The organism is Pseudomonadota bacterium, from assembly GCA_036141575.1.
Taxonomy (GTDB): Bacteria; Pseudomonadota; Alphaproteobacteria; order UBA2136; family JAPKEQ01; genus JAPKEQ01.
Genome location: JAYZXF010000019.1, coordinates 1 through 21403, shown reverse-complemented (window position 1 = coordinate 21403; position 21403 = coordinate 1). Strand labels below are relative to the sequence as shown.

The window sequence follows — 21403 nt, the reverse complement described above, 5'->3', positions numbered from 1 at the left end:
TTCTGAAACAGCTGAAACACCTGAAGCGGAAACGACTGACGCCTAAAGCATAACTTAAACAATAAACCCCGCATGCGCGGGGTTTATTTATAGAAAGTACATATATTGGAAAAGAAAACAGCAATTGTTATTGGGGCCTCTTCAGGAATAGGTGCGGCGCTTACAAGGGAGCTTGTACGTGCAGGCTATACGGTTGGTATTTGCGCAAGACGTATGGATAAACTGGAAGCTTTGAAGGTGGAGCTTGGAGCAGATGCGGTGCATGTGGCTCAGCTCGATGTCATAGAGACAAATAAAGTTGAATCTGTGATTCATGAGATTTCTGAAAAGCTGGGCGGGGTTAATGTGCTCTTTAATAATGCGGGCGTTGGCTTTTTAACTGATGAGCTTGATTTGGAAAAAGAAGTCGCAACCATCAGTACAAATGTATGTGGATTTATTGCTGTGGCTGTAGCGGCCTATAACCTGTTTAAAGCACAAAGTTATGGCCATATGGTGGGCATATCCTCTATTGCGGCACTGCGTGGCTCTGGTGGTGCACCTGCATATTGCGCAAGTAAAGCTGCGATTAGTAACTACATGGAAGGCCTATATGGCAGAAGTATTAAAGAAAAAGCAGGCATCCATATTACAGATATTCGCCCAGGGTTTGTGGATACGGCCATGGCACAAGGTGAAGGTATTTTTTGGATGGTCTCTCCAGAGGTTGCAGCAAAGGATATTATGAAAGCCATGAAACAAAAACGTAAAGTGGCTTATATCACCAAGCGTTGGTTTATTATCGCGCTTTTACTTAAATGTATGCCTCGGTCTTTACTGGCAAAAATGGCATAAGAAAAGCCCTGCGATGCTGGGTTTTTGCTTGCTCATTACCTTGTGTTGGAGTAGTGTTTTGTTGTACACAATCTTTCTCTTTTCTTGATGGAGCTTCTCATGACAACTCTTGAAACACTGATGATTGCTGCCGTTTTGGGTGGTATGGGCTTTTTTATTGTGCGTGATATGTACATTGAGTACATGAAAAAGCATGATAAATCTCAGCCAATTAAAAAGACGGCAACCCTGTTGGATAAGCGTGTTGAATCACATTGGTATGACGGCAGGCCTTGTTATCGCATGACTGTTGAGGCAGATGGTCAAGTTTATGATCTGGATATGTTTCTTGAAGAGTTTAAATCTTACTCTCAAGGACAGCTCGTCACGATCATGGGCTATAAACGCCGGAATGGTGAAGATAGTTTTTTCACACATGAACGCGCCTAATCGAAATCAAAAAGCCCCGCATCTGCGGGGCTTTTCTTTGTCGGTTTATTCTTCGTTAGTGGGTTCCGCAGCAGCTTTGCGCATTTTTGCGTTGTGGCGGAAGTTGCCGATGATACATAGCGTCAGAATCACAAAACCACCAGCTGCGGCAAGGCCAAAGGCCTGCTGGGCGGGCAGGTTACTGTCAGCGCCGGCCATTACGGCACCAAGGATACCAAAAAACAAAAGGATCGACGAAACAGTTGTCAGGACAGAGTTCAGGATCCGCATGGGGATTCTCCTTGTGGTAAGAGGGATGTAAGATGATGAACAATGGGATTGTATTCAATTTTTTATGGAATTGCAATAAAAAGCTTGTGAGGGTTTAAGCTTTTACCCAAATATGCCTGTAATGCCTAAAACAAAGTAAAGCCAAGCCAGACTTAGGTATACCAGTCCTAGAGAAACTTGCTGACCACGGAAAAAAGCCATGCCTGCAATAAAAAAGCATAGAGAAGGTGCATATTTTAGAAGATCCATAGAGGTCTCCATGAGGGAAAGGGGAAAGAAGGTGTTCTGAATACACAAAATTTTATTAGATTTTTGATTAAGTTACAATAAAAAGCCCCCACAGATATGGAGGCTTTTTATTTTCGCTTTCATGCAGGGAGAGCAGGAAGCTCTGAAGCGTGGCCAATTTTGCGGAAATAGTCCACAAGGGCTTGGTAACGCTCTTTCCAATCTTTGGGTGCGCCAAGAAAACGCATCAGACGGTCACGGTTTTCTGCCAGCTTTGGCATTTCTTTCTCAAAGCAGCTGATAATTTGCGCGCCGATAGGCTGGCTCATATCAAAGAAGAAGAAAGAGGGCTTGAAGACACCGTCTTTGTCAGCAGTTTTTTGATAGTGCGTCATTTCTTCTTTGGTTCTGAAAAAACGCGCAACAATCTGCTTGTCATACTGGTTGTAAACCGGGGTGAAAAAAGCGGCTTTGTACTTCTTTGCAAGCATTGCGAGCTTGAGAAGAATGTACGGCTTAGCCATGAATATTGAGAACATCAGGATATCCTGTTGCTAGAGTGAAAAGGGAATAAAGTTTTTAATCCCGAAAATGATCTGCTTTTAAAAAGAGCTTGGCAAGAATTATTTGAAAATTTTGCTATAGAAAATAAAAATTGCGAAATTATTGAAGGCAATGACACTGAGACCAGATGCCATATAAGGGTGATTGGTCATGTAGAGGTAAGCGGCTGCAAGGCAGGCTGAAATGCAAACAAGAAGGCAGGCAAGCCTGTGAAACTCTTTCATTTGATAAGCAATAATGGCAGCTTTTTCCATGTTCAATTCCCTTTAAGTTTATAGAGTTATGGGGCACAAAATATAAAAAACAAGCCCCCGTGTAGGAGGCTTGTTCTTGTATCGTTTATTCTTCTGCATTCACAGTGAGTTCAGCAGAGGCTGCAATTTGGCTTGCAACGTTTTCAGAAAAGTCTGAAGCGGCGAGTGTGAAAGCAAGCTTGATAGCTGCACTCACGCCTGTTGCATCGGCACCGCCGTGGGATTTAACCACGGTACCATTGAGACCAAGGAAGATACCGCCATTGGCCCGACGTGGGTCAAAGCGCTTTTTGAAGCGGCGCAGCGGTGTATAAGCCAGTAGTGCAGACAAGCGAGACAAAATAGAGTGTTGAAACGTCTTTTTCAGCTCACTTGCGATGACACTTGCCGTGCCTTCACCTGTTTTGATGGCCACGTTACCGGTAAAGCCGTCGGTCACAATCACGTCTGCTTTGTTTTGTGGAATGTCTTTTCCTTCCACAAAGCCAACAAACTCAAAGCCAGCTTTATCGGCAAACTCAGTGATGAGTCCATGAGCTTCTTGCAGCTCAGGACGACCTTTGTGTTCTTCTGTGCCAATATTCAGCAGGCCAACACGCGGACGCTCTAAAGCGTGGCCGTAGCGTGCGTAAGAGGCGCCCATAAGGGCATACTGTAGCAGGTTTTTCGCATCAGCTTGTACATCGGCACCCACATCAAGCATCACATTAAAGCCTTGTGGGCTCAGAGATGGCCAGAGAATGGAGATCGCTGTGCGATCAACACCAGGCAGTTTGCGCAGCCGCAATGTGCTCAGAGCCATAAGCGCTCCTGTGTTCCCGCAGGAGACGGCGCTATGAGCCGTGCCTGTACGCACAGAATCAACGGCACTGTACATGGATGTATCTTTGCGACGAATGACCTTAGTGGGTTTGTCGTCCATGGTGACAACGCCAGAAGCGTCGGCATAAGACACAAGGCCATTTAGGGCTTTTTTCTTGGCGACCAGAGGCTCAAGTTCTGCTTGAGGGCCGTGCAAGACAAAAGCAATGTTGGGGTTTTTAGTGGCAGACTTCGCCATACCATCAATCACGACAGCAGGACCATTGTCGCCACCCATGGCATCAATCGCAATCACGATCTTCTCCATGTTTTGCGGTGGAGCATTGCCACCGATAGAATCGAAAGGAGGCATGTGACGTTCCTGTAGAAAAGAGAGAAAAGATTGTTTGTATACATGTTTATATGCGGTGGAGGGGAGAGATGCAAGATAAAAGAGTGCGCATCATGCAAAAGGCACCCAGAAGGGTGCCTTTTATTCGATTGTTATATTCTGTGCTAATCCCAGAAAATTGCGACCCATGTGAACAGTTCCGCTGATTGCGGAAACAGGCAGATGATGCCAAGGACAGTCAGGATGGCGCCTGTAACCAGCCATCCTGCAGTGATGAGAGCAAGGCCGCCTGCGATGAGAGCAAGGCCGAGAAGTATGCGAAAAATAGTCCAGCCATTCATAGATGGCCTCCTTTCTTAGCGGTTGCCGTGCCGTGAGGGCACGAAGGGGAATTGTGCGCGGTGAGACAAGCGTGGTTGCGCTTGCATTGTGCTGTGCATGTCTGCAGGGCCGGCACATGTGGGGTGGGTGCTGATGCTGTCTTTGAGTGAAACTTCGTAGACATCAGGGCAGCCGTAGGTGTAGCGGTCCGGAGTCAAAAGAATGTGTTCAAGGCTGTTGGGGTATCCCAAGAGCATCTCCAGCATTTCTTCAGCTTCGGCGCGTTGTTCTTCTAGCTTGGCGACTTCAAGATCAAGAACGCTCACGGCATCATCATGCAGGCGCAGGATGATGTCTCGGATATCGCCCTCACTGAGCTGGTTTGCATCCATGAGTTCCATTTCAATATCCTGAAACAGTTCTGGATGCTCGCTCATGAGGTCTTGCAGGGTGGATTTGCTTTGAACAATGATGTCTGCTTGCCGCAGGGCTTGCAAAATGGTCAAAGCGGACTCGGAACCTGTGACGATAGCAATTGTGGTCATAGAACCTCCAATAAAGGGAATAAGAAAGATAGATGATAATGAGGTGTATGGGTGAAGGGGAGCGGGATGTCAAGCTGTAGGCCATAAAAAAGCCCCAGTGGAGGGGCTTTTAAATCGATTTAAATGAGAGCTTTTAAGTTTCCAGATACCCCGCCTGATGACGGAAGGTAAAGGTGGTTAGCTTTTTCGGGCGCCCCCGTTTGATATGCGCCAATGTTGGCAAATCGTCCAGAACCTCTTGATGGCGCTCCTCCCAGTTCGTATTCATTTCCTGAATAATCTTTGGGGTGAGCTTGGCATCTTGCGGCAAACCGCCACCAGGAGTCCATGTGACGATAATCACTGGAATTCCTTTGAGGCCAGTTACGCGGCAGCTTGCATTGAATTTTTGCATGCTGGGAAACAGCGTTTGTAGCATCGAGTGAATTTCATTCAGCTGCTTTGCCAAATATCTGGCTTGGCCAATCGTGCATTCTGTCGGCATGGGTTTCTCCTCCCTTAAGAAACGGTGAACCTCTTCACCTAAGTGGTGTTGAAAGAATCCAATTTGCGTGTTCTCGGTAAATGTGAGTGGTAGCAAATGTGGGTTAATCTCCAGAAGAAGCTTTTTATCTTCGAGAGAATAAGCGTGGAAATCTTCCAGAGATGTTGTAAGTCTCACCACTGGAGGAAGGCTTTTCAGAATGCTTGCATCCCACCACTCATGCTCCTGAAGGAGCCAGCGATCAGGGATGGAAGTATTCTGCACAGAGACATGCGATATGCCATACCAGTAAATGTGAATGACAGGCCCATCGGGTCTGCCATTGGGATCTACTTGAGTATGGAAAGCATGATTGCGCATACTTGGGAATATGGCCCAAATTCTGTCGGCGTCCTTGGAGAGCTCTTCTGCTTGTTGAACAGTCAGCTTACTCAGTGGGCGTGACATAGAACGGGCTCGCTTCATCTGTATAAAGCTCTGTGCCAGATGTACGCGTATGAATGAGCGAAATCTCATAGGTTTCGCCGCGCCATTCTACAGAAATGGTTGTCGGCAGGTCTGCTGGCATGGGCGGGCAGGGCCAATCAGATGAGTTTTGCTCAATGGTATGCGGGCTCAGTTTGTACTGAATGGTATCTGTACGCTGCCAAGACCACACCACTTTCAGCATGGGTGTATCAAATGTCGTGTCAGGCGAGATCATATAAAGCTGCTTTTCGTACGTTGTCTCGGCAACAGCACGTTCAAGAGCTTCTGCAAAGTCTGCGCCAGCGGCAAACATTTCATGAAGGGTCAGTGCATCAGGAGATGGCATGGTGTACCTCACGATTAAAAAAGAGAAAAAGATGAGTTGATGCATATGGTTTTATCGATTGAAAGAGGTGGTGTCAAACAAAAATCCCCCAGACAAAGCTGGAGGATTTATATCGTTTAAAGGCCAATCTTGCGGTGATGCAAGAGAATGCGCTTGTAGCCATCACCTAGCCAGATATCCACAAAAGAGGGGAGAAGGAAGGGGCGCATATCTGTGCTCCATTTCCGTTCCTCATCGCGGATCGTCCGTTCAGGTAGGTTTTGTACAAGCAGAGAAACAGCCTCTCGGTGCTCTTCTGGTCGCCCTGTACGCGGTGAAGTGGCCCAGTGCCAGTCTACGTACAAAAAACCAACCACACCGTCTTTGCGGCCACTTGCACACAGTTGCATGTAGTGATCTCGCAAGGGGCGGCAGGCAATGAGAATCTGATGGAAAACTTCAGGGTTTCCCATCAGCTCTAGTTCTTCAGAGCGTTTCATATAAGGGGGATGACTGGACATCACTGAACCCCTTTGCTGTGGTTAATGCAGACCTGCTTTTCTTGACCATCAATGAGAACCTTAAGAGTTCGCGGAAGATCCTTCGGAAGCTCGCTGTCTACCCAAAGGGCATATTCCAGCACATTATCGAGCGGGTCGCTGTCTCTGAAAGGGCGCCAAGTGACAATGATGATGGGCGTGTTGCAGTGCGGGCAGGGACAATGGTCCAGCATCAAAAAGAAGGGGCGACCTTTCATTTGAGGACAGTTGTCTCGAATTTGCTCTTTAAAGAGGTCAGAAGTCGCAAGGGCTTCATTTTCTTTAAAGGTGGTGAAGGGTGTGTCGTTCATGTGGGTCTCCTATGGTGGGATGTGAACGTATCCTTTGCGATGAAAGAAGCGAATGCGTAAAATGCGTGCGCCAATTTGAATCTCGCAAGTTTCTTGTAAGCTGGGCAAGATCTGCGCCTGCCAAGCTTTTTTCATGTCTTGGGAAATTTTGTGACTGAGTGGGTAGCATTGATCGCGTGTGAAGCAATACCAGTACACTTCAACAGAGTAACCGTTTTGGGTCTGGACGGGATAAGCACGAAAGTGCCGATTCCGCATGCTTGGAAAGAGACGATCAAAGATATTGTTGAGGTTAGAGGCGCTCAAAAATATCTCGATGTCTCGACGTGTTGGAATGGTCATAGACATGCGCCTGTAAGTGAGAAAGGAAGATAAAGGTGTTTGTTATGGGGGCACAGTATCAGGCTCACTATTTTTGTGCAATTGAAATTGAATCTCTGATATGGTTTAGGCGAACCAATAATAAGGATAAACTGGCTCGTGAAAAAAGCGATTTTCCCAGGAACATTTGACCCATTTACCAATGGTCACCTGGATATTACAGAACGTGGTGCCAACATGTTTGACTCTGTTGTGGTGGCTGTGACTGCCCATAATAGTAAAAAGCAAACCATGTTTAATGTGCAGGAACGCGTGAAGATGATTGAAGACGCGACAGCGCATCTACCCAACGTAACCGTTTGCTCGTTTGATACGCTGCTTGTACAAGCTGCCAAGCAACAAGATGCAGAAGTGATGATTCGTGGCCTGCGTGTAACATCTGACTTTGAGTATGAATTTGTGATGCGCCAGTTTAACAGTGAACTCGATAGTGACCGTGAAACAGTGTACCTGATGAGCAGTGGTGAGCACATGCATATTTCAAGCACGCATGTGAAAGAAGTGTCTCGTTACGGCGGTGATGTAAGCCGTTATGTGCCAGCCAATATCAAGGTCGCTCTTGATGAAAAATTGAAGGCATAAACAGCAATGCAAACACCTGTCGGTACACTTAGTATTACAGAAAAAGATGGCAAGATTTGCACGCTAGATTGGGCAGAAGGAAACATGCCTGAAGAGATGTACCTTCAGTTAAGTGAATACTTTAATAAAGAGCGTCAAGTTTTTGACTTTGAATATGAAGTTGATGGGACTGAGTTCCAGAAAAAGGTGTGGAAAGCCCTTCTAAATATTCCGTATGGTACGACAAAAACCTACAAAGATATTGCTGAAGAAGTTGGGAGTCATCCCCGTGCAATTGGTGGCGCAGTTGGTGCCAATCCTGTTCCAATTTTGATCCCGTGTCATCGTGTGATTGGAAGCTCTGGAAAGATGACAGGCTTTAGTGCTGGAGACGGTATTTCAACCAAAGAAATTCTCTTAAAGCTTGAAGGCGTGCTCTAAGAAATTTATTGCATAATGTATGCAGCATTGCTAGAAGGAGGGTATCAAATACCTTCCTTTCTTTTTTCTAACAGAGTGAGAACTCACATGAATAGAGCAGTATTTGCTGGAACTTTTGATCCGTTCACGAATGGGCATAAAGATATCGCGTTGCGCGGTGCAAAGCTTTTTGATGAACTGGTGATTTTTGTTCCGCTGCAAAGCGGAAAGAAAACGCCTCTCTTTACGCCTGAAGAGCGTATTGCTTTGATTGAGGATACGTTCCCTGACATGGCTAACATTAGCGTACAGGCCTTTGATGGTCTATTGGTTGATGAAGTCCGTAAAGTTGGAGCAAAACATATTGTACGCGGCCTGCGTGCTACCTCAGACTTTGAGTTTGAGTTCAATATGGTGCAGTTCAACACAGAGCTAGCGCCTGATATTGAAACCGTGTTTCTAATGAGCCGTGCAGACCAACTGCATTATGCCAGCAGCAGCATCAAAGAAATTGCCATTCATGGCGGAGATGTGAGCCGCTATTTGCCTGCGCATATAGAAGAGGCCTTGGAGTGTAAGCTTATTGCCAAGCGCTTTGGGCACTAAGAAAAAAACGATGAAAAAGTCCCTGTTTACGGGGGCTTTTTTATATGTCATTTTTAAATGGTACCTGTGTTGTACTCATTGGAGAACTATGCTATAAGTAAGGGCATAATGTGATGCAACATAACAAGGATTAGAAAGAATATGATGAACCGTTCAAGAAGTTTAGAGAACCTACAAACAGCGCTAGAAATGGAACTCACTGCTATGCATCAATACATGCTGCATGCCCATGTGTTGGATGATTGGGGCCTAGAGAAACTCGCAGAAAAAATGCGTGAAGAAATGCATGAAGAGCTTGGCCATGCCAATAGCTTTATGGAGCGTATGATGTTCCTTAAGCAGGTGCCTGATGTACGTCCTGCAAATGAGCCACATAAAGCAACATCTCTAAAAGATATGTTTGAAAGCGACCTGAAGGATGAGAAAGACGCTATTGTATTTTATACAAAGGCCGCAAAAGAAGCTTTTGAAGATGGGGACGTAGGTACACGTGCGCTCTTTGAACAAATCGCAATTGATGAAGAAGGCCATATGGATTGGCTCGAAAGCCAGCTTGACCTGATTGAGCGTATTGGCGAGCCGAACTTTGTGATGCACCACATGGCAGATGCTGGTGCTGCTGAGTAAGTGGTAAACACAAAATGAAACCGCCCTACGGGGCGGTTTTATTTTTTTTATATTAAGGGCTTGATATGACCTATGAAAGTTCCTATCTCTTCAAAAGTTTAAGAGTGATCTGTTAACGTTTTGTAATACGGGTGTCCTGCATAAAGAATGGGACATCTGCGTGGGGGCTAACTAGCGTGTGTGTGGGAGCGAATGGCTCCAAAACCCCTTAAGGTAAAGAATTATGTTTGGTTTTCTTACCTTTCTGTACTTTAACCCCCAACCAAACATCATGGTAAAAAGGAAACTAAGCCATGAAAAGAGTACTTGTATGTTCTGTAGCCCTGCTTGCTTTAACAGCATGTGGTGCCCCCCGTACACAATGTAACCCTGAGATCAAGTATTACTCTGGCAGCTGTTCAGCTGATCATGGTGATCGCTCTGGCGGCGGCAGTGAGGGCGGTGGCTCTGGCAGCGGCAGTGAGGGTGGTGGCTCTGGTGGCGGCAGTGAGGGCGGTGGCTCTGGCGGCGGCGGTGAGGGCGAAGGCTCTGGCGGCGGTAAAGGCAAAGGCAATAACGGTCATGGAAATGGCTCGGAAGGCAAAAGCCCCGGTAAAGGCCACGGTGCCAACAATGATGAAGGTGGCGAAAAAGGCCACGGTCACGGTCATGGCAAAGGTAACGGTGGCGGCCATGGTAAAGGTGGTAACGGCCGCAAGTAAGCCTTCATAATCGAGTAGCAAGAAGCCCCCGTTTGGGGGCTTCTTTTTTATGCGCTATACATCGCAAGGATGTTGTTTGGCTGTTTGATAGGATGAAAGCTGTTCGCAGCGTTTAAGTGTATTGAACTGTCTTGGAAATTTACGCTGAATAAAGTTATCCATATTACGATCTAGATATGTTTGTGCTTGATCTCTCAAGTTTGCCTCACAGTATCTTTTTGCGCCATTTAAGGCACGTTTGACAAAGTCCATAGAGTTTGGTTGGAGCATGTAGTTCATGATGGCTTCACTTGTGCCAGCGCCTTCAGCTTTATCAACGCAGGCATTATACTCTTTTGAGCTTGCAGTAATTTTTTGTGCGTCAGCAAGGTAAGGAGATGTAACGCCGTAGCTATCCATCATGCCCTCAAAAACTTGCATCATATCTTGCATGTTTTCAGGTGAAACTTCGCCATTCTTGGAGACATCATTAGAGATGGCTTGGTATTTTTTTGCCATAGCTTGTGAGGCTTCTAGCTTTTTGCGTAATGCTTGACCTTCAGGACTTTTGTAATCAAATGCATGCGCAGTGTTAAACATTGCAAAAATTGTCAGCATGCTCAATAGATATTTCATGAGAAATTCACCCTTTATTTATAAACCCTGATGTTTTATGGGGCGCGTCACAAGTGTAAACAAAAAGCCTCCCTATGGGAGGCTTTTCATACGACAAGTGATTACTTGCTGCAGATTGGGCATTTGCTTGCTGTGAAAGCAAAGATCAGACCCACACCAATGTATTTGATGAACTCAACACCAAACCATTTGCTTGCAAGCTCAATTGAAATTGGCATGTGTACATATACAGAAAAGGCACTGAGACCAAAAATGACACCCATGAGAGCGCCAAAACGTAGGCCTTCGCCCATACCATTACCTTGGTAACCAATTTTGAAAACTTTAAGTAAAACAAACATACTGATGAGAGAGGCAACCATGCCGTAATGGCCAAGCTCTTTCATTTCTGAAGGTGCGCGCCACAGGTGCATTGTTTCTTGATAGTCAGGCATGAGCCATTGTCCATGCATAAACATTTCGTAAACGAAGACAAAACCAAACGCAATCAGCGCAGGAAGAATCCACTTTTTAAGACAGTCCATTATGTGTCTCTTTCTTATTTATTATTTTTGTTGGTTTGATTATATCATTGATTTGAAAGCGTTAAAAGAGAAGGCGCCGTTAAAAGAGAAGCTTTATGGAATTGATGGCGATAAACACCAATGAGAATAGACGTAAGGCCAACCAAAGAGGCTATAACTTCTGCGTAAGAGACGAAATAAATACCAATCGCAATCCAGATAATTTTACCTGTTCCTGCGAAGAAACGGCTTTTGTAGTAGCTCTCATTATAATACGTGGCAAGGCTGTAACAGAGCGCGCTTAGAATTGGGAGGTAGCTACCAATATGTCCGTCTCCACCCCAAATACATAAAGCTGTAATACAGGCCATGGCGAGGGCAATCAGTTGCTTTTTGTATTGTGGGAAGATAAAGACTACTAGCGCCGTACGTATCGCAGCAACAGAGACTGCAAGGGCAGGTGTGGTGGCAGCAATTAAAATATAGTGAATGGTCCAGATGCTATCTGCAATAATCCAAGTGGTGAAAAGCTTTTTTTGATCTTTGAACTGGTAGCCGCATACGCCAATGGTAAAGGCAAGAAAGCCAACAGCTTGTGCAAAGAATTCAAAACTCATGCGTGTGGATACTTCCAGCAGCCTTTAGGGTGGTCAACAACCAGTCCAACAGCCTGCATGTAAGCGTACATAATTGTACTGCCAACAAAGCTCATTCCGCGTTTTTTAAGGTCTTTAGAAAGGGCGTCGCTAATAGGTGTGGTGACTGGCACATCTTTAAATGTTGGCCAATCATTCACAATGGCTTCTCCGTCTACATAGGCCCAAAGGTAGGCATCAAAGCTACCAAACTCTTTTTGAATTTCAATAAATACCCGTGCGTTTTTACGCGCAGAGTTAATCTTCAGTTTGTTGCGAATAATCTCAGGGTTTTGGCGCAGGTCTTCAAGCTCAGCGTCTGTCATTGCCGCAACGCGTTCTACGTCAAAGTTATGGAAAGCCTTACGGTAGCCTTCACGCTTTTTAAGAATCGTTTCCCAGTTAAGGCCTGCTTGTGCGCCTTCAAGAACCAGCATTTCAAACAGGTGCCTGTCATCATGGTGAGGGGTGCCCCATTCAGTGTCATGATATTTTGCGTAAAGGTCTTGCCCTGGTTTGCCACCAAAACAACGGAGTTTACCGTCATCGCTTGTGTGGGCGTAAAATCCTTTTGTTGCGTCTGTCATGATGTCGCAGGAGCCTTTTTGGTTGCATATTCATGTAAAGGATACCCTAATTGCCAGCGTCTTATAACAATAAAGAATGCAAAGGCCCAATCTGTTGCCATTAAAAAGAAGGGGTACATGAGTGTCGCCCATGTTGGATCAGGGACAGCAAACATCATGAGGAAGTATCTGCTACCCGCAATAAAGAATGAGATTGGCGGCTCTGTTTGCGGATTGTTGAATGATTTTCTGAATGTTGGGTAGTAGGTGAGGGCATCAATGCCAACCACAAGCGCAATGGCGAGTGTTGGGTTGTCTGTGATCTTCCAGAGCGGGATGGCAAACGCTGCCACAATAAGTGCCACCCAGTCTCTGCGGGCGTAGTTTCTTTCACCTACAAAAAAGGCAAGGCCAGAAATCATCAGGCAGGTGATAGAAACAAAGGCAAGGGCCCAAGCTGCAGGGCCTGCACCAAGCTCAAACTGAGCAAGGGTACCAATACCAGTGACAACACCCCAAAGCAGCCAGCTGAAGGCGTGGGGTTTGGTTTCCCCTTTGTACATGGTGTAAAAGTATGTGGCGTAGCGTGCGGTTGCAAGGGCAACAGCAGCAATAGCGAAAAATGTGTATGAATCAATCTGTGGCATGCCCTTTATATAGGGGCAGAAAGCCTGTTAGTCAAGCAGCCCAAGCTCGCGCAGGGCTTGCTCTTCTTGTGCATGGCTGAGTCTCGCTTCACCTGAGGCAATCGCGTCTAAATCAGCAGGCGTGTTTTCTGGCTTTAGGTAACGCCATCCTTGGAAGGCACGCATAGGAAGTGGCTGTGTTGGAATCACCTTGGTATCTGTATAAATAATACACTTTTTACCGTTCTCAGTTTCGTACTGTTTAAAGCCCACAATCTGTTGGCGGCAGTACATGGTGCCTTTCATGATGCGGTAAATAGACCCACCAGAAGCAAGAATTTCTTCGGCTTGTTTAGGCATGTTACGGGTATGCACCGTGTTTACCTTTTTACCCTCAAAAGTGACAACATCTTGCTTTTGCCAGGCTTCAAAGTCTTCAAGCGTATCAATACCAACAACAAGTTTCATAAGGTTAATCGGTTGCATATCTGTGCCTTTGTTTATCTGTACATCTACATTTTTAAGCGTGAGCTTAATGTTAAGGGTTTGGCCGTCTTCAATGCCTGCTTTACGGCGTATGTTTGCCTTAACAGGGAGCAGGTATGAGTCTGTTTTTGTATCAGGAAAAATAGATGTTTCCCAGCTAAAATCACCAGTTTGTGCAACCACCTTAACCATGCCAAAGCCTTTAAGGCCTGCTTTGAGGTCGCGGATATAGTCAGCTTCTTCCTTGGGCAGGGTTACAAAATGCCAAGCTGCTTTGCCAGAAGATTTCCAAACGGGGGCGCTAAACTCAAAATGAGGTTTCATAATGTTTAGCGTTTTCGCGCGACAATAAAGGCTGCTTTTTTAGGGCCCGGTTGCCAGTCATATTCAATTTTGAATCCTGCGTTTTCAATCATGCTAACAAGTTCCTTCTTTTTAAAGAAGTGCACAACTGATGGCGCGTATTTCACCAACTTCATAAGTGGAAAGAGGGGCTTAAAGTAATTCATCTTATCACCAAGGCAGATGGTACTGCTGATGAAGAGGCCATCTTTTTTGAGGTACTTATGAATGTGCTGAATGCCAGCTTCTGGATCATCTAATAGGTGAAGGAGGCTCATGGCCAGTACAGCGTCTTTGCTGCCGTCTTCTACGCTGAGAGATTCAACGGCGCCAGCTTCAAGGGTAATGTTTTTAAGATCTGCCTCATCAATGCGCTCTTGTGCAAAGGCAAGCATGCCTTCAGAAAGGTCTGTCGCGTGGTAGTGCTTTACATGTGGAGCATGAATGACTGCTGTCATGCCTGTGCCGCTTCCCACTTCAAGAACGTCCATATCCTTGGTGAAGTACTCTTGTGTTTTCTCAAGCTTAGTTTGGTAAGATTCGATGTCTGAAATTTTGCTCTTCACATAGCCTTTTGAGACTTTGTTCCAAAACTCTGTATTGTTCATGAGAAGGCCCTTTCAGCGCATGCATTGATTATGCGGTTATTATAAACCTTGCGCGCAGAAGGGCAACTGCTTAGTAGTGATATCTGAAGCCAAATTGAAGTGTGCCGAGATGAGTGTCTTCAGGTGTATGTGTTGATGTCCATTCTGCACGTACACCAAGTTTGGGTGAGAAATAATGGTTCAGGCGTGCTGAAATTTCGCTCTCTTTATCATTCTCATGGCTATTCATGTAGCGTTTGGCAGAGGCTGAAAATTTTGTGTTCTCTGCAAGGTATGAGAAAAAGCCGACCTCAGGCACAAGGGCCGCGTTATGCTTATCCTCAAAATGTTTATACTCTTCTGTCAGATACACATAAGGCATGAACTTATGTTTAAGGCGCGTTTTAGCGGTTATACCAAGCCCAAATTTGATGGATGGTGAAACCACATCAGATGCGTCAATTGAGTTTTCAAAAGAAACTTCAGAGTAACGAGAGACTTTAAAATCTTGCAGGTCTGTTGGAATGAATGTGCGAGAAGAGTAAAGGTCAAACCTCTCAAGTTCTAGGCGTTCCATATCATCAAAGAGACGAATCTTAGGGGTAAAGAGTTTTGTGTCTACCTCTTTGCCGTAACCTGTATTGATTTCATCAATAGCGTTATATGCGGGTGCAAACTCAAGCATTTGGAACGTCATTCCATCACGGCTACCAATATTGTAAGCTACGCTTGAAGCAGGGCTGTGTTTAACAAGTGTTTTGGCTTTGCCTTGCTGGGCTTCATAGCGTGTCATCATGTCATAAGGCGTTAAAAATGGTTTGTAGAGCAAGTCCTGATAGCTAGGGTCTGCAACCATCAGAATGGATGCTAAAGCGCTTGCACAGTTTTGATCCTTAAGAGAGTAATGCACATTTATACCCTTCATCTCCCAAATATGGAGCGTAACAAACTTCACTTGCTCTGGGGTGAGGGGAAGCTCAAAGGTTTGCAGTGTACGGCCTTCGCGCTGATAGACATCTGCACGCTTTTTGTAAGGCTCTAAAATAAAGAGGCCGTCTGCACCGGTAAATGGCAAAGCTAAAGAGTGCTTGATGGCACTTATAGGTGTATATAAATTTGCAGAGTAAGTGAGGGAGTGCGCAGTATTTTGCTTTTTACCGACTTTTAAAAATACATGCCCCATAGATGAAGTCAGTGAAGGTTGTTTCTCTTCAACAAAGACAACGGATAAATTGTCGCTTTTGACATTTGTTAAGTAACTGTTCAAATGTTTACAGTGAGTGTAGCTACTCTTTCGTTGCTTTAATATATGTTTTTCAACCCAGCTAAATCGATAAGGGAATGAGCATATAAAACCTTGTTCTTTTCCTTCTTTGTAGAGAGACTTAATCGCTTCAAGCTCTTCGAGTGGGTTATTGTGGCCTTGAGGTGAAATAAAGAATTTAGGGTCTCGTATAAGGCTTTTGCCTTTCTTGTAGTGAAGTATGGAAAGCCACTCTTGATATAAGCTTTGATTATCAAAAAATAATTCGTCTGCATATGAAATAGCCTCTCTTGAAATAAGAGAGGCTAGTAGAGTAATGTAAATTAAAATCTTCACATCTTATTTCTATCTGGCATTAAAATGCTTTATCTGCTTTAAGAGGGATAACGCTTTCTACCATGTTATCTTTATTATATGTAACTTGATATACGACTTCATCTCCATCAAAGACACCTTCTGTTGGGGTGCCAATTACTTCCCATAAGCCTAGAGTTGCAATGTCGGCTGCGCCATGAAATACAGCTCTTCCAGCTTTTGCCCCTGCGCTATACCCTTGAACAAATTTAAAGATTTCAACTTTTTTACCATCTTGCTCTTCACTCACAATTGGTAGCCCAAACTCAGCAAGTAATAAAGCCCTTGGTGTGCCGGCTGCCATTAAATCTAGGTTTTTAGCGTCTGGTTGTTTCGCTGCCATGAATACTGAGCAACCACTTAATGTGATTGCAAGTGCTGCAGATAAGAAAAACTTTTTCATGTATTAACTCTTCCATGTCTAAATTAGCTGTGTCTGAATTGAGAATGCTTTTAGCATATTTACTATAAGTTGAGCAACTTATAGTTTTATTCTTCGAGGGATTTTCTTGTTATGGGTTGTCATAAATATATGTGAAAACACAAACGATATGTGAAAACACAAACGCCCCTTAAAAGAGGCGTTTTTCTTGAGATAGGTTCTTAGAACTTATGTCTAAGACCAAGCGATAGGATGTTTACACTCGAGTGGAATGTTCCTGAAATAGAACCATTTCTAAGTGTGTTGGCGTCTTCTGTTACAGTTGCATCTTGTGCAATGATGTGGCTAAACCCAGCAGTAAACTGTGTTTTGTCACTTAGGTCACGTTGGTAACCTACTGAGAGCCAGTAACGGTCTGTATCTGGAATACGGAACGTGCGGTAGTCATCATCTACAGCACCTTTATCGTAAGCAATACCCGCTTGTAGCGTTGTTTTAGGATCGTACTTGTACTCAGCACCAAGTGAGAAGAAGTATGTGTCATTCCACTTTTCTTCTACATGTTGGCGCACAAGGTTGTTGGATTTGTTTTGTACAATAAGGTCTTTAAAGAGAGACCAGTTTGTCCATGAGGCATCCGCCATCACAGCAAGCTTTTCATTCATTTGGTGGAAGAGGCCAATAGAGAGGCTATCTGGCGTGACAAGCTTCGCTTTCGCATCTGCGTCTTGTAGTGTTGGAACTCCTGCAAGAGCAAGAGGAACGCCTGTCAGGTTGATGTCCCCTTCAAGTTCATGGTGAACACGTGAGCGGTATGAAATACCAAAGCGTGTATCATCGTTGAAGTCATACAAAGCCCCAACGTTGAAGCCCCAAGACGTATCGTCTCCTTTAAGCTCAGAGTCTGCATCAGGAGCACCACCACCAACAACTGCGTCAATGTTTACAGCGTTTGTAAGGCGTGCTTTGGTATGTTGAACCTGTACACCTGCACCAAGGGCAAGTTTATCAGAAACCTTATAAGAGAGAGTTGGCGCAATGTTGATTGTTTCAACTTCAGATGTTTGCGCGTAGTAACGTCCAGCCCAGTTTGGGTCGTACTGTGTAGACAGTCCAAACGGAACCGTAATGGCAATACCTACGTTGACCTTGTCGTTGACATCCATCACACCGTAAATTGTAGGCACCTTACCAAGCGTACCAGCATCACCACCGTTACTGTCTGTTGCTGATGGGAAGTTTGTACCCCCGCCCAGAGAAGATGAAATGTTGGAAATGCTCAGCTCAGCTTCAGGGCGAATCAGGCTGAAGTTAATACCACCATGGTTACCTTTGAAGCGAGACATACCTGCTGGGTTAAAGAAGAGCGTACTGAGGTTATCACCCTTAGCTGTTGCACCTGCAAAAGAGGTACCCTGCATATCTGCACCTTGTTCTTTAAGTTGAAACCCTGCTGCATGAGACGTTGATGCTGCCGCCATACCAAGCGCCAGACAAGTTAGGTAACGCGCAGCTTTAGAAGAAAAGCGTGAGGCCATAACCAGTATCCTATTCTTTTTTATTATGTTCTTTAAAACTGTATTCAGTTTACTAGCCTTGGAAAATACTCTGCAAATACAAAACACGGTTCAAGATTAAGTTGATAGAGCCAAAAAGGGCAAAGAAGCCTAGAAATACGGGGGTCTGATAGAAAACAAAGGGTTGTGGGCTGTCAGACACAAAAAAAGGGGCATTGTTGCCAAAAAGACAAAAAATGTTACTTAGGGCTTGAAAGTGTTAGTTACTAACTTTACAGTATGTATATAAGTTGTAAATGAGGTAATGTTTGTAATATGGATAAAACAAAGCTAGACCCCATCCTTCTCGGCGCAGTGAATGTGTTCTTGCAGTACGGGTACCGTAAAACCTCTTTAGACGATATTGCAATGGCAGTGGGCGTATCTCGCCAGACACTCTATCAGCGCTATAAAAACAAAGAGACCCTCTTTAAAATGGCTGTTGATAATGTGTTTGCTTACTCCATTGAAGAGTGTGAGCGTGTGGTGAAGGATAACGATCTACCCTTTACAGAAAAGCTTTTAATGATTTTCCATATTTGGTGTGGTCAGCATGTTGAGATTTTGAATCGTTCCCTTCAAGCTGCCGAAATTCTCGCTGAAATTGAGGCGGTTGCTTCAGAAAATATTGGTCAAAAGAAGAATGAGCTTGAACATATTGTGATGAAAGTGATCTTGTCAGAAGAGCTGACAGTTTTTGACGCAGTGGATCCAATCCTTGTCTCTGAAACACTGTATCATACAGCAAAAGGCATTATGAAGAACAGTGACACTGCAGACGAGTTTAAACAGAAAATGGCAATTGCGATCCGCGTGATCTGCCGCTAGGAAAGGAACAGAACAATGACACAGAAAGTCGCTCTTGTAACTGGTGCATCAGCTGGTATGGGGAAGGACTTTGTAAAAGCTCTTCTAGGTGAAGGTATGGTTGTTTATGCTGTAGCGCGCCGTGTAGAAAACATGGAAGACCTGAAGGCGCTTGGTGCACATCCTCTTAAGATGGATATTACCAAAGAAGAAGATGTTCAATCTGTTGTTCATACCATTTCTAAAGAGCATGGCGGTGTGGATGTCCTTATTAATAACGCAGGATTTGGCTCTTACGGTTCGGTAGAAGATACAACCATTGAAGATGCGCGTTACCAATTTGAAGTGAACCTGTTTGGTCTTGCGAGGCTAACTCAGCTGGTGCTTCCATACATGCGCAGTAAGCAGGCGGGTAAAGTTATCAATATTTCATCAATGGTTGGTAAAGTATATATGCCGTTGGGCGCTTGGTATGTTGGCACTAAACACGCTCTAGAAGGCTGGTCAGATTGTTTACGTGTGGAGCTGAAGCAGTTTGGTATTGATGTTGTCATTATTGAGCCTGGTGCCATTGTAACGGAATTTGGTGATGTGGTTTCTGGCCCAATGATGGAGCGTTCAGGAAACGGCCCTTACAGCAATATGGCACATAAAGTAGATGAAATGTTTAAAGCTGAATATGAAAAAGGAGCAGGTTCACCAGTAAGCGTGATTACTAATCTTGTGCTGAAAGCAATTCGTGCTAAAAAGCCAAAGACACGTTACGTTGCAGGTAAGTATGCGATGCCTATGATGCTTATGCGTAAATGGCTTGGTGATCGTTTTTATGATCGAGCTCTGATGAACATGATGAAGTAGCTTTACCTCAAAAAAAGAGGAGCTAATGCTCCTCTTTTTTTGTTTTGAAAAAATTCATTTGGGAAGAGGGGGAGTCTGATATGCTGTTGGGGTATTTATTGAAAAGGGAAAAAACATGCTACTTGATACACCGATCTGTGATTTTGGCTGGAAAGCACCAGAGTTTACATTGAAAGATGCCAAGGGTGAGAGTTTTACGATGAGTGAGCAGCTAGGTGAAAAGGGGCTGCTTGTTATGTTTATTTGTAACCACTGCCCATATGTAAAGCGTATTGCGGCTCAACTTGCAGAAGATACTAAAGCCCTGAAGGCAGAAGGTATTAATGTGCTTGCGGTGATGTCGAATGATTACCGAGACTACGAAGCGGATTCTCCTGAAAATATGCTTAAGTTTGCAGCTGAGCACGGTTTTGAGTTTCCATACCTTGTTGATGAAGATCAGTCTGTTGGAAAAGCTTACGGCGCGATTTGTACGCCTGATTTCTTTGGCTTTAACGCAAAAGGCGAACTTCAATATCGTGGTCGCTTAGATGACAGTCGCCCGAATGCGGATAGTTCTGAGCGTACGCCAGAGCTTCTTAATGCAATGCGCCAAATTGCGGAAACAGGTGAGGGACCAAAAGATCAACTACCAAGCATGGGCTGCTCTATTAAGTGGACGAGTTAAATCTATTCACTTTCAGCTGAGGTGAACACGTATTTGTCTAGCGCGAGTTTGATGTCTTCTTTGCGGGTAGGTTTGGCAATATAGCCGTCCATACCTGCTTTGAGGCATTTATCTTTGTCACCTTCCATGGCGTTGGCTGTCATGGCGATAATGGGGATATGTTTGCCAGTTTTGCTTTCGATATGTCGAATCTCACGGGTGGCTTCATAGCCGTCCATGCCAGGCATCATGCAATCCATAAAGATAAACTCGTAACCACCTTTTTCATACTCTTCAAGGGCTACAATACCGTTTTCAGCAATCTGCACTTCGCAGCCGAGCTGTTTCACCATCGCTTCTGCGACCATTTGGTTCACTTGAGAGTCTTCTACAATAAGCACACGTGGTTTTTCACCTGTATGGCCATTGGTTTCAGGGGCAGGGATATGGCGTATATCTTTCTTCTGGGCAGGGTTTGGCAGAGACAGGACTTTTAGCATGCTATCCATCAGCTCAGAGGCATAAACAGGTTTGAGAATGTAATCATCAAAACCCATAGCAATAGCGCGGTTGGCATCTTTAATTTTATATGCAGCCGTCACCATAACAAGCGGCATATCTTTTGATGTCTCACGTTCTTTAATACGTTGGAGAAGTTCTTCTCCGTCCATCTCAGGCATCATGTAATCTACAAGGGCGAGGGTGTATGGCTCACCATTTTTTTCCGCGTCTTCAATGGCGCGAAGCGCGGCTTTACCAGAGCTGACAGCGTGGCATGAAATACCCCAGCTTGTGAGGAATTCAACCAGTACATCTTGGTTGGCTTTAAAGTCATCCACAATCAGAACGTTTTGATCTTTCACTTTTCTCACAGCTTCAGGTGAAGGCATAACAGGCATTTCTGGCTCTTTTAGAATCGCACTGTCTCTATTAAATGGAATCTCCATCCAGAAGAGGGAGCCTTTGCCGTCTTCGCTGTTCACGCCAATTTCACCGCCCATCATATGCGCGAAGCGTTTACAAATTGCGAGCCCTAGGCCTGTACCGCCGTACTTTCTGGTGGTGGAAGAGTCTGCCTGTGTGAAGTTATCAAAAATGCTTTCTTGCTTATCGAGAGGAATACCAATGCCGTTATCTTCCACTTCAAAACGGATC

32 protein-coding genes are annotated in these 21403 nt (G+C 44.8%); 10 read left to right on the top strand and 22 right to left on the bottom strand.

What is annotated here, in order from left to right; genetic code table 11:
* Positions 1-105 precede the first annotated feature (105 nt).
* Positions 106-834, top strand: coding sequence for an SDR family NAD(P)-dependent oxidoreductase (locus tag VX730_09635; protein MEC9292650.1), 729 nt, complete (start codon positions 106-108; stop codon positions 832-834).
* Positions 835-933: 99 nt separating this feature from the next.
* On the top strand, positions 934-1263 hold the full coding sequence (locus VX730_09630; protein ID MEC9292649.1) for a hypothetical protein: 330 nt from the start codon (positions 934-936) through the stop codon (positions 1261-1263).
* A 45-nt stretch (positions 1264-1308) separates the two neighbouring features.
* On the opposite strand, the gene VX730_09625 is transcribed toward VX730_09630, so the two are convergent.
* From VX730_09625 to VX730_09575, 11 genes are all read right to left on the bottom strand, one after another.
* The gene (locus tag VX730_09625; protein MEC9292648.1) at positions 1309-1533 is read right to left on the bottom strand and encodes a hypothetical protein; all 225 of its coding nucleotides are present in this window, start codon (positions 1531-1533) and stop codon (positions 1309-1311) included.
* A 368-nt stretch (positions 1534-1901) separates the two neighbouring features.
* Positions 1902-2285: a hypothetical protein gene (locus VX730_09620; protein MEC9292647.1), complete on the bottom strand. Its 384-nt coding sequence runs from the start codon at positions 2283-2285 to the stop codon at positions 1902-1904.
* A gap of 99 nt (positions 2286-2384) precedes the next feature.
* Positions 2385-2579: a hypothetical protein gene (locus VX730_09615; GenBank protein ID MEC9292646.1), complete on the bottom strand. Its 195-nt coding sequence runs from the start codon at positions 2577-2579 to the stop codon at positions 2385-2387.
* Positions 2580-2664: 85 nt separating this feature from the next.
* A complete protein-coding gene (gene plsX / locus VX730_09610) occupies positions 2665-3753 on the bottom strand; it encodes a phosphate acyltransferase PlsX (protein ID MEC9292645.1) in 1089 nt (362 codons plus the stop codon).
* 143 nt (positions 3754-3896) lie between these two features.
* Complete coding sequence (locus VX730_09605) at positions 3897-4073, bottom strand: hypothetical protein (protein ID MEC9292644.1); 177 nt, start codon at positions 4071-4073, stop codon at positions 3897-3899.
* Between the two features lie 15 nt (positions 4074-4088).
* Entirely contained in the window at positions 4089-4598 is a 510-nt protein-coding gene (locus tag VX730_09600; protein MEC9292643.1) for a hypothetical protein, read from the bottom strand.
* Between the two features lie 133 nt (positions 4599-4731).
* A complete protein-coding gene (locus VX730_09595; protein MEC9292642.1) occupies positions 4732-5529 on the bottom strand; it encodes a hypothetical protein in 798 nt (265 codons plus the stop codon).
* A complete protein-coding gene (locus VX730_09590) occupies positions 5510-5896 on the bottom strand; it encodes a hypothetical protein (GenBank protein ID MEC9292641.1) in 387 nt (128 codons plus the stop codon). The genes VX730_09595 and VX730_09590 overlap by 20 nt, the downstream gene beginning before the upstream one ends.
* A gap of 116 nt (positions 5897-6012) precedes the next feature.
* Complete coding sequence (locus tag VX730_09585; protein ID MEC9292640.1) at positions 6013-6396, bottom strand: hypothetical protein; 384 nt, start codon at positions 6394-6396, stop codon at positions 6013-6015.
* On the bottom strand, positions 6396-6725 hold the full coding sequence (locus tag VX730_09580; GenBank protein MEC9292639.1) for a hypothetical protein: 330 nt from the start codon (positions 6723-6725) through the stop codon (positions 6396-6398). Before VX730_09580 ends, VX730_09585 begins: the two co-directional genes overlap by 1 nt.
* A gap of 9 nt (positions 6726-6734) precedes the next feature.
* The gene (locus tag VX730_09575; GenBank protein MEC9292638.1) at positions 6735-7067 is read right to left on the bottom strand and encodes a hypothetical protein; all 333 of its coding nucleotides are present in this window, start codon (positions 7065-7067) and stop codon (positions 6735-6737) included.
* A 138-nt stretch (positions 7068-7205) separates the two neighbouring features.
* Between VX730_09575 and coaD (VX730_09570) the strand changes: the two genes are divergently transcribed.
* From coaD (VX730_09570) to VX730_09550, 5 genes are all read left to right on the top strand, one after another.
* Positions 7206-7688, top strand: a complete 483-nt coding sequence (coaD, locus tag VX730_09570; protein ID MEC9292637.1) for a pantetheine-phosphate adenylyltransferase — start codon at positions 7206-7208, stop codon at positions 7686-7688.
* Positions 7689-7694: 6 nt separating this feature from the next.
* On the top strand, positions 7695-8108 hold the full coding sequence (locus tag VX730_09565; GenBank protein MEC9292636.1) for a methylated-DNA--[protein]-cysteine S-methyltransferase: 414 nt from the start codon (positions 7695-7697) through the stop codon (positions 8106-8108).
* 87 nt (positions 8109-8195) lie between these two features.
* Entirely contained in the window at positions 8196-8693 is a 498-nt protein-coding gene (gene coaD, locus VX730_09560) for a pantetheine-phosphate adenylyltransferase (protein ID MEC9292635.1), read from the top strand.
* 144 nt (positions 8694-8837) lie between these two features.
* Positions 8838-9320, top strand: coding sequence for a bacterioferritin (locus VX730_09555; protein MEC9292634.1), 483 nt, complete (start codon positions 8838-8840; stop codon positions 9318-9320).
* A gap of 293 nt (positions 9321-9613) precedes the next feature.
* Entirely contained in the window at positions 9614-10021 is a 408-nt protein-coding gene (locus VX730_09550; protein MEC9292633.1) for a hypothetical protein, read from the top strand.
* A 54-nt stretch (positions 10022-10075) separates the two neighbouring features.
* Here VX730_09550 and VX730_09545 read toward each other — a convergent pair whose 3' ends face one another.
* The 10 genes from VX730_09545 to VX730_09500 all read right to left on the bottom strand — a co-directional run bounded on the left by VX730_09545 (position 10076) and on the right by VX730_09500 (position 17919).
* On the bottom strand, positions 10076-10636 hold the full coding sequence (locus VX730_09545) for a hypothetical protein (protein ID MEC9292632.1): 561 nt from the start codon (positions 10634-10636) through the stop codon (positions 10076-10078).
* Between the two features lie 101 nt (positions 10637-10737).
* Positions 10738-11160, bottom strand: a complete 423-nt coding sequence (locus VX730_09540) for a hypothetical protein (protein MEC9292631.1) — start codon at positions 11158-11160, stop codon at positions 10738-10740.
* 44 nt (positions 11161-11204) lie between these two features.
* On the bottom strand, positions 11205-11756 hold the full coding sequence (locus VX730_09535; protein MEC9292630.1) for a YgjV family protein: 552 nt from the start codon (positions 11754-11756) through the stop codon (positions 11205-11207).
* Positions 11753-12361: a DNA-3-methyladenine glycosylase I gene (locus tag VX730_09530; protein ID MEC9292629.1), complete on the bottom strand. Its 609-nt coding sequence runs from the start codon at positions 12359-12361 to the stop codon at positions 11753-11755. The genes VX730_09535 and VX730_09530 overlap by 4 nt, the downstream gene beginning before the upstream one ends.
* Entirely contained in the window at positions 12358-12987 is a 630-nt protein-coding gene (locus VX730_09525) for a hypothetical protein (GenBank protein MEC9292628.1), read from the bottom strand. The genes VX730_09530 and VX730_09525 overlap by 4 nt, the downstream gene beginning before the upstream one ends.
* A 27-nt stretch (positions 12988-13014) precedes the next feature.
* The gene (locus tag VX730_09520; GenBank protein MEC9292627.1) at positions 13015-13776 is read right to left on the bottom strand and encodes a DUF1489 family protein; all 762 of its coding nucleotides are present in this window, start codon (positions 13774-13776) and stop codon (positions 13015-13017) included.
* Positions 13777-13781: 5 nt separating this feature from the next.
* Positions 13782-14402 (bottom strand): class I SAM-dependent methyltransferase, encoded by a 621-nt coding sequence (locus tag VX730_09515; protein MEC9292626.1) that lies wholly within the window; start codon positions 14400-14402, stop codon positions 13782-13784.
* 70 nt (positions 14403-14472) lie between these two features.
* Positions 14473-15648 (bottom strand): DUF4105 domain-containing protein, encoded by a 1176-nt coding sequence (locus VX730_09510; GenBank protein ID MEC9292625.1) that lies wholly within the window; start codon positions 15646-15648, stop codon positions 14473-14475.
* A gap of 352 nt (positions 15649-16000) precedes the next feature.
* A complete protein-coding gene (locus tag VX730_09505; protein ID MEC9292624.1) occupies positions 16001-16402 on the bottom strand; it encodes a hypothetical protein in 402 nt (133 codons plus the stop codon).
* A gap of 200 nt (positions 16403-16602) precedes the next feature.
* Positions 16603-17919, bottom strand: a complete 1317-nt coding sequence (locus VX730_09500) for an outer membrane protein transport protein (GenBank protein MEC9292623.1) — start codon at positions 17917-17919, stop codon at positions 16603-16605.
* 294 nt (positions 17920-18213) lie between these two features.
* Between VX730_09500 and VX730_09495 the strand changes: the two genes are divergently transcribed.
* The 3 genes from VX730_09495 to VX730_09485 all read left to right on the top strand — a co-directional run bounded on the left by VX730_09495 (position 18214) and on the right by VX730_09485 (position 20269).
* Complete coding sequence (locus VX730_09495) at positions 18214-18765, top strand: TetR/AcrR family transcriptional regulator (GenBank protein MEC9292622.1); 552 nt, start codon at positions 18214-18216, stop codon at positions 18763-18765.
* Positions 18766-18780: 15 nt separating this feature from the next.
* Positions 18781-19602, top strand: a complete 822-nt coding sequence (locus tag VX730_09490) for an oxidoreductase (protein MEC9292621.1) — start codon at positions 18781-18783, stop codon at positions 19600-19602.
* A gap of 115 nt (positions 19603-19717) precedes the next feature.
* Positions 19718-20269, top strand: a complete 552-nt coding sequence (locus VX730_09485) for a thioredoxin family protein (protein ID MEC9292620.1) — start codon at positions 19718-19720, stop codon at positions 20267-20269.
* A 2-nt stretch (positions 20270-20271) separates the two neighbouring features.
* On the opposite strand, the gene VX730_09480 is transcribed toward VX730_09485, so the two are convergent.
* On the bottom strand, positions 20272-21403 hold a 1132-nt coding region (locus tag VX730_09480; GenBank protein MEC9292619.1), incomplete at its 5' end, for a response regulator.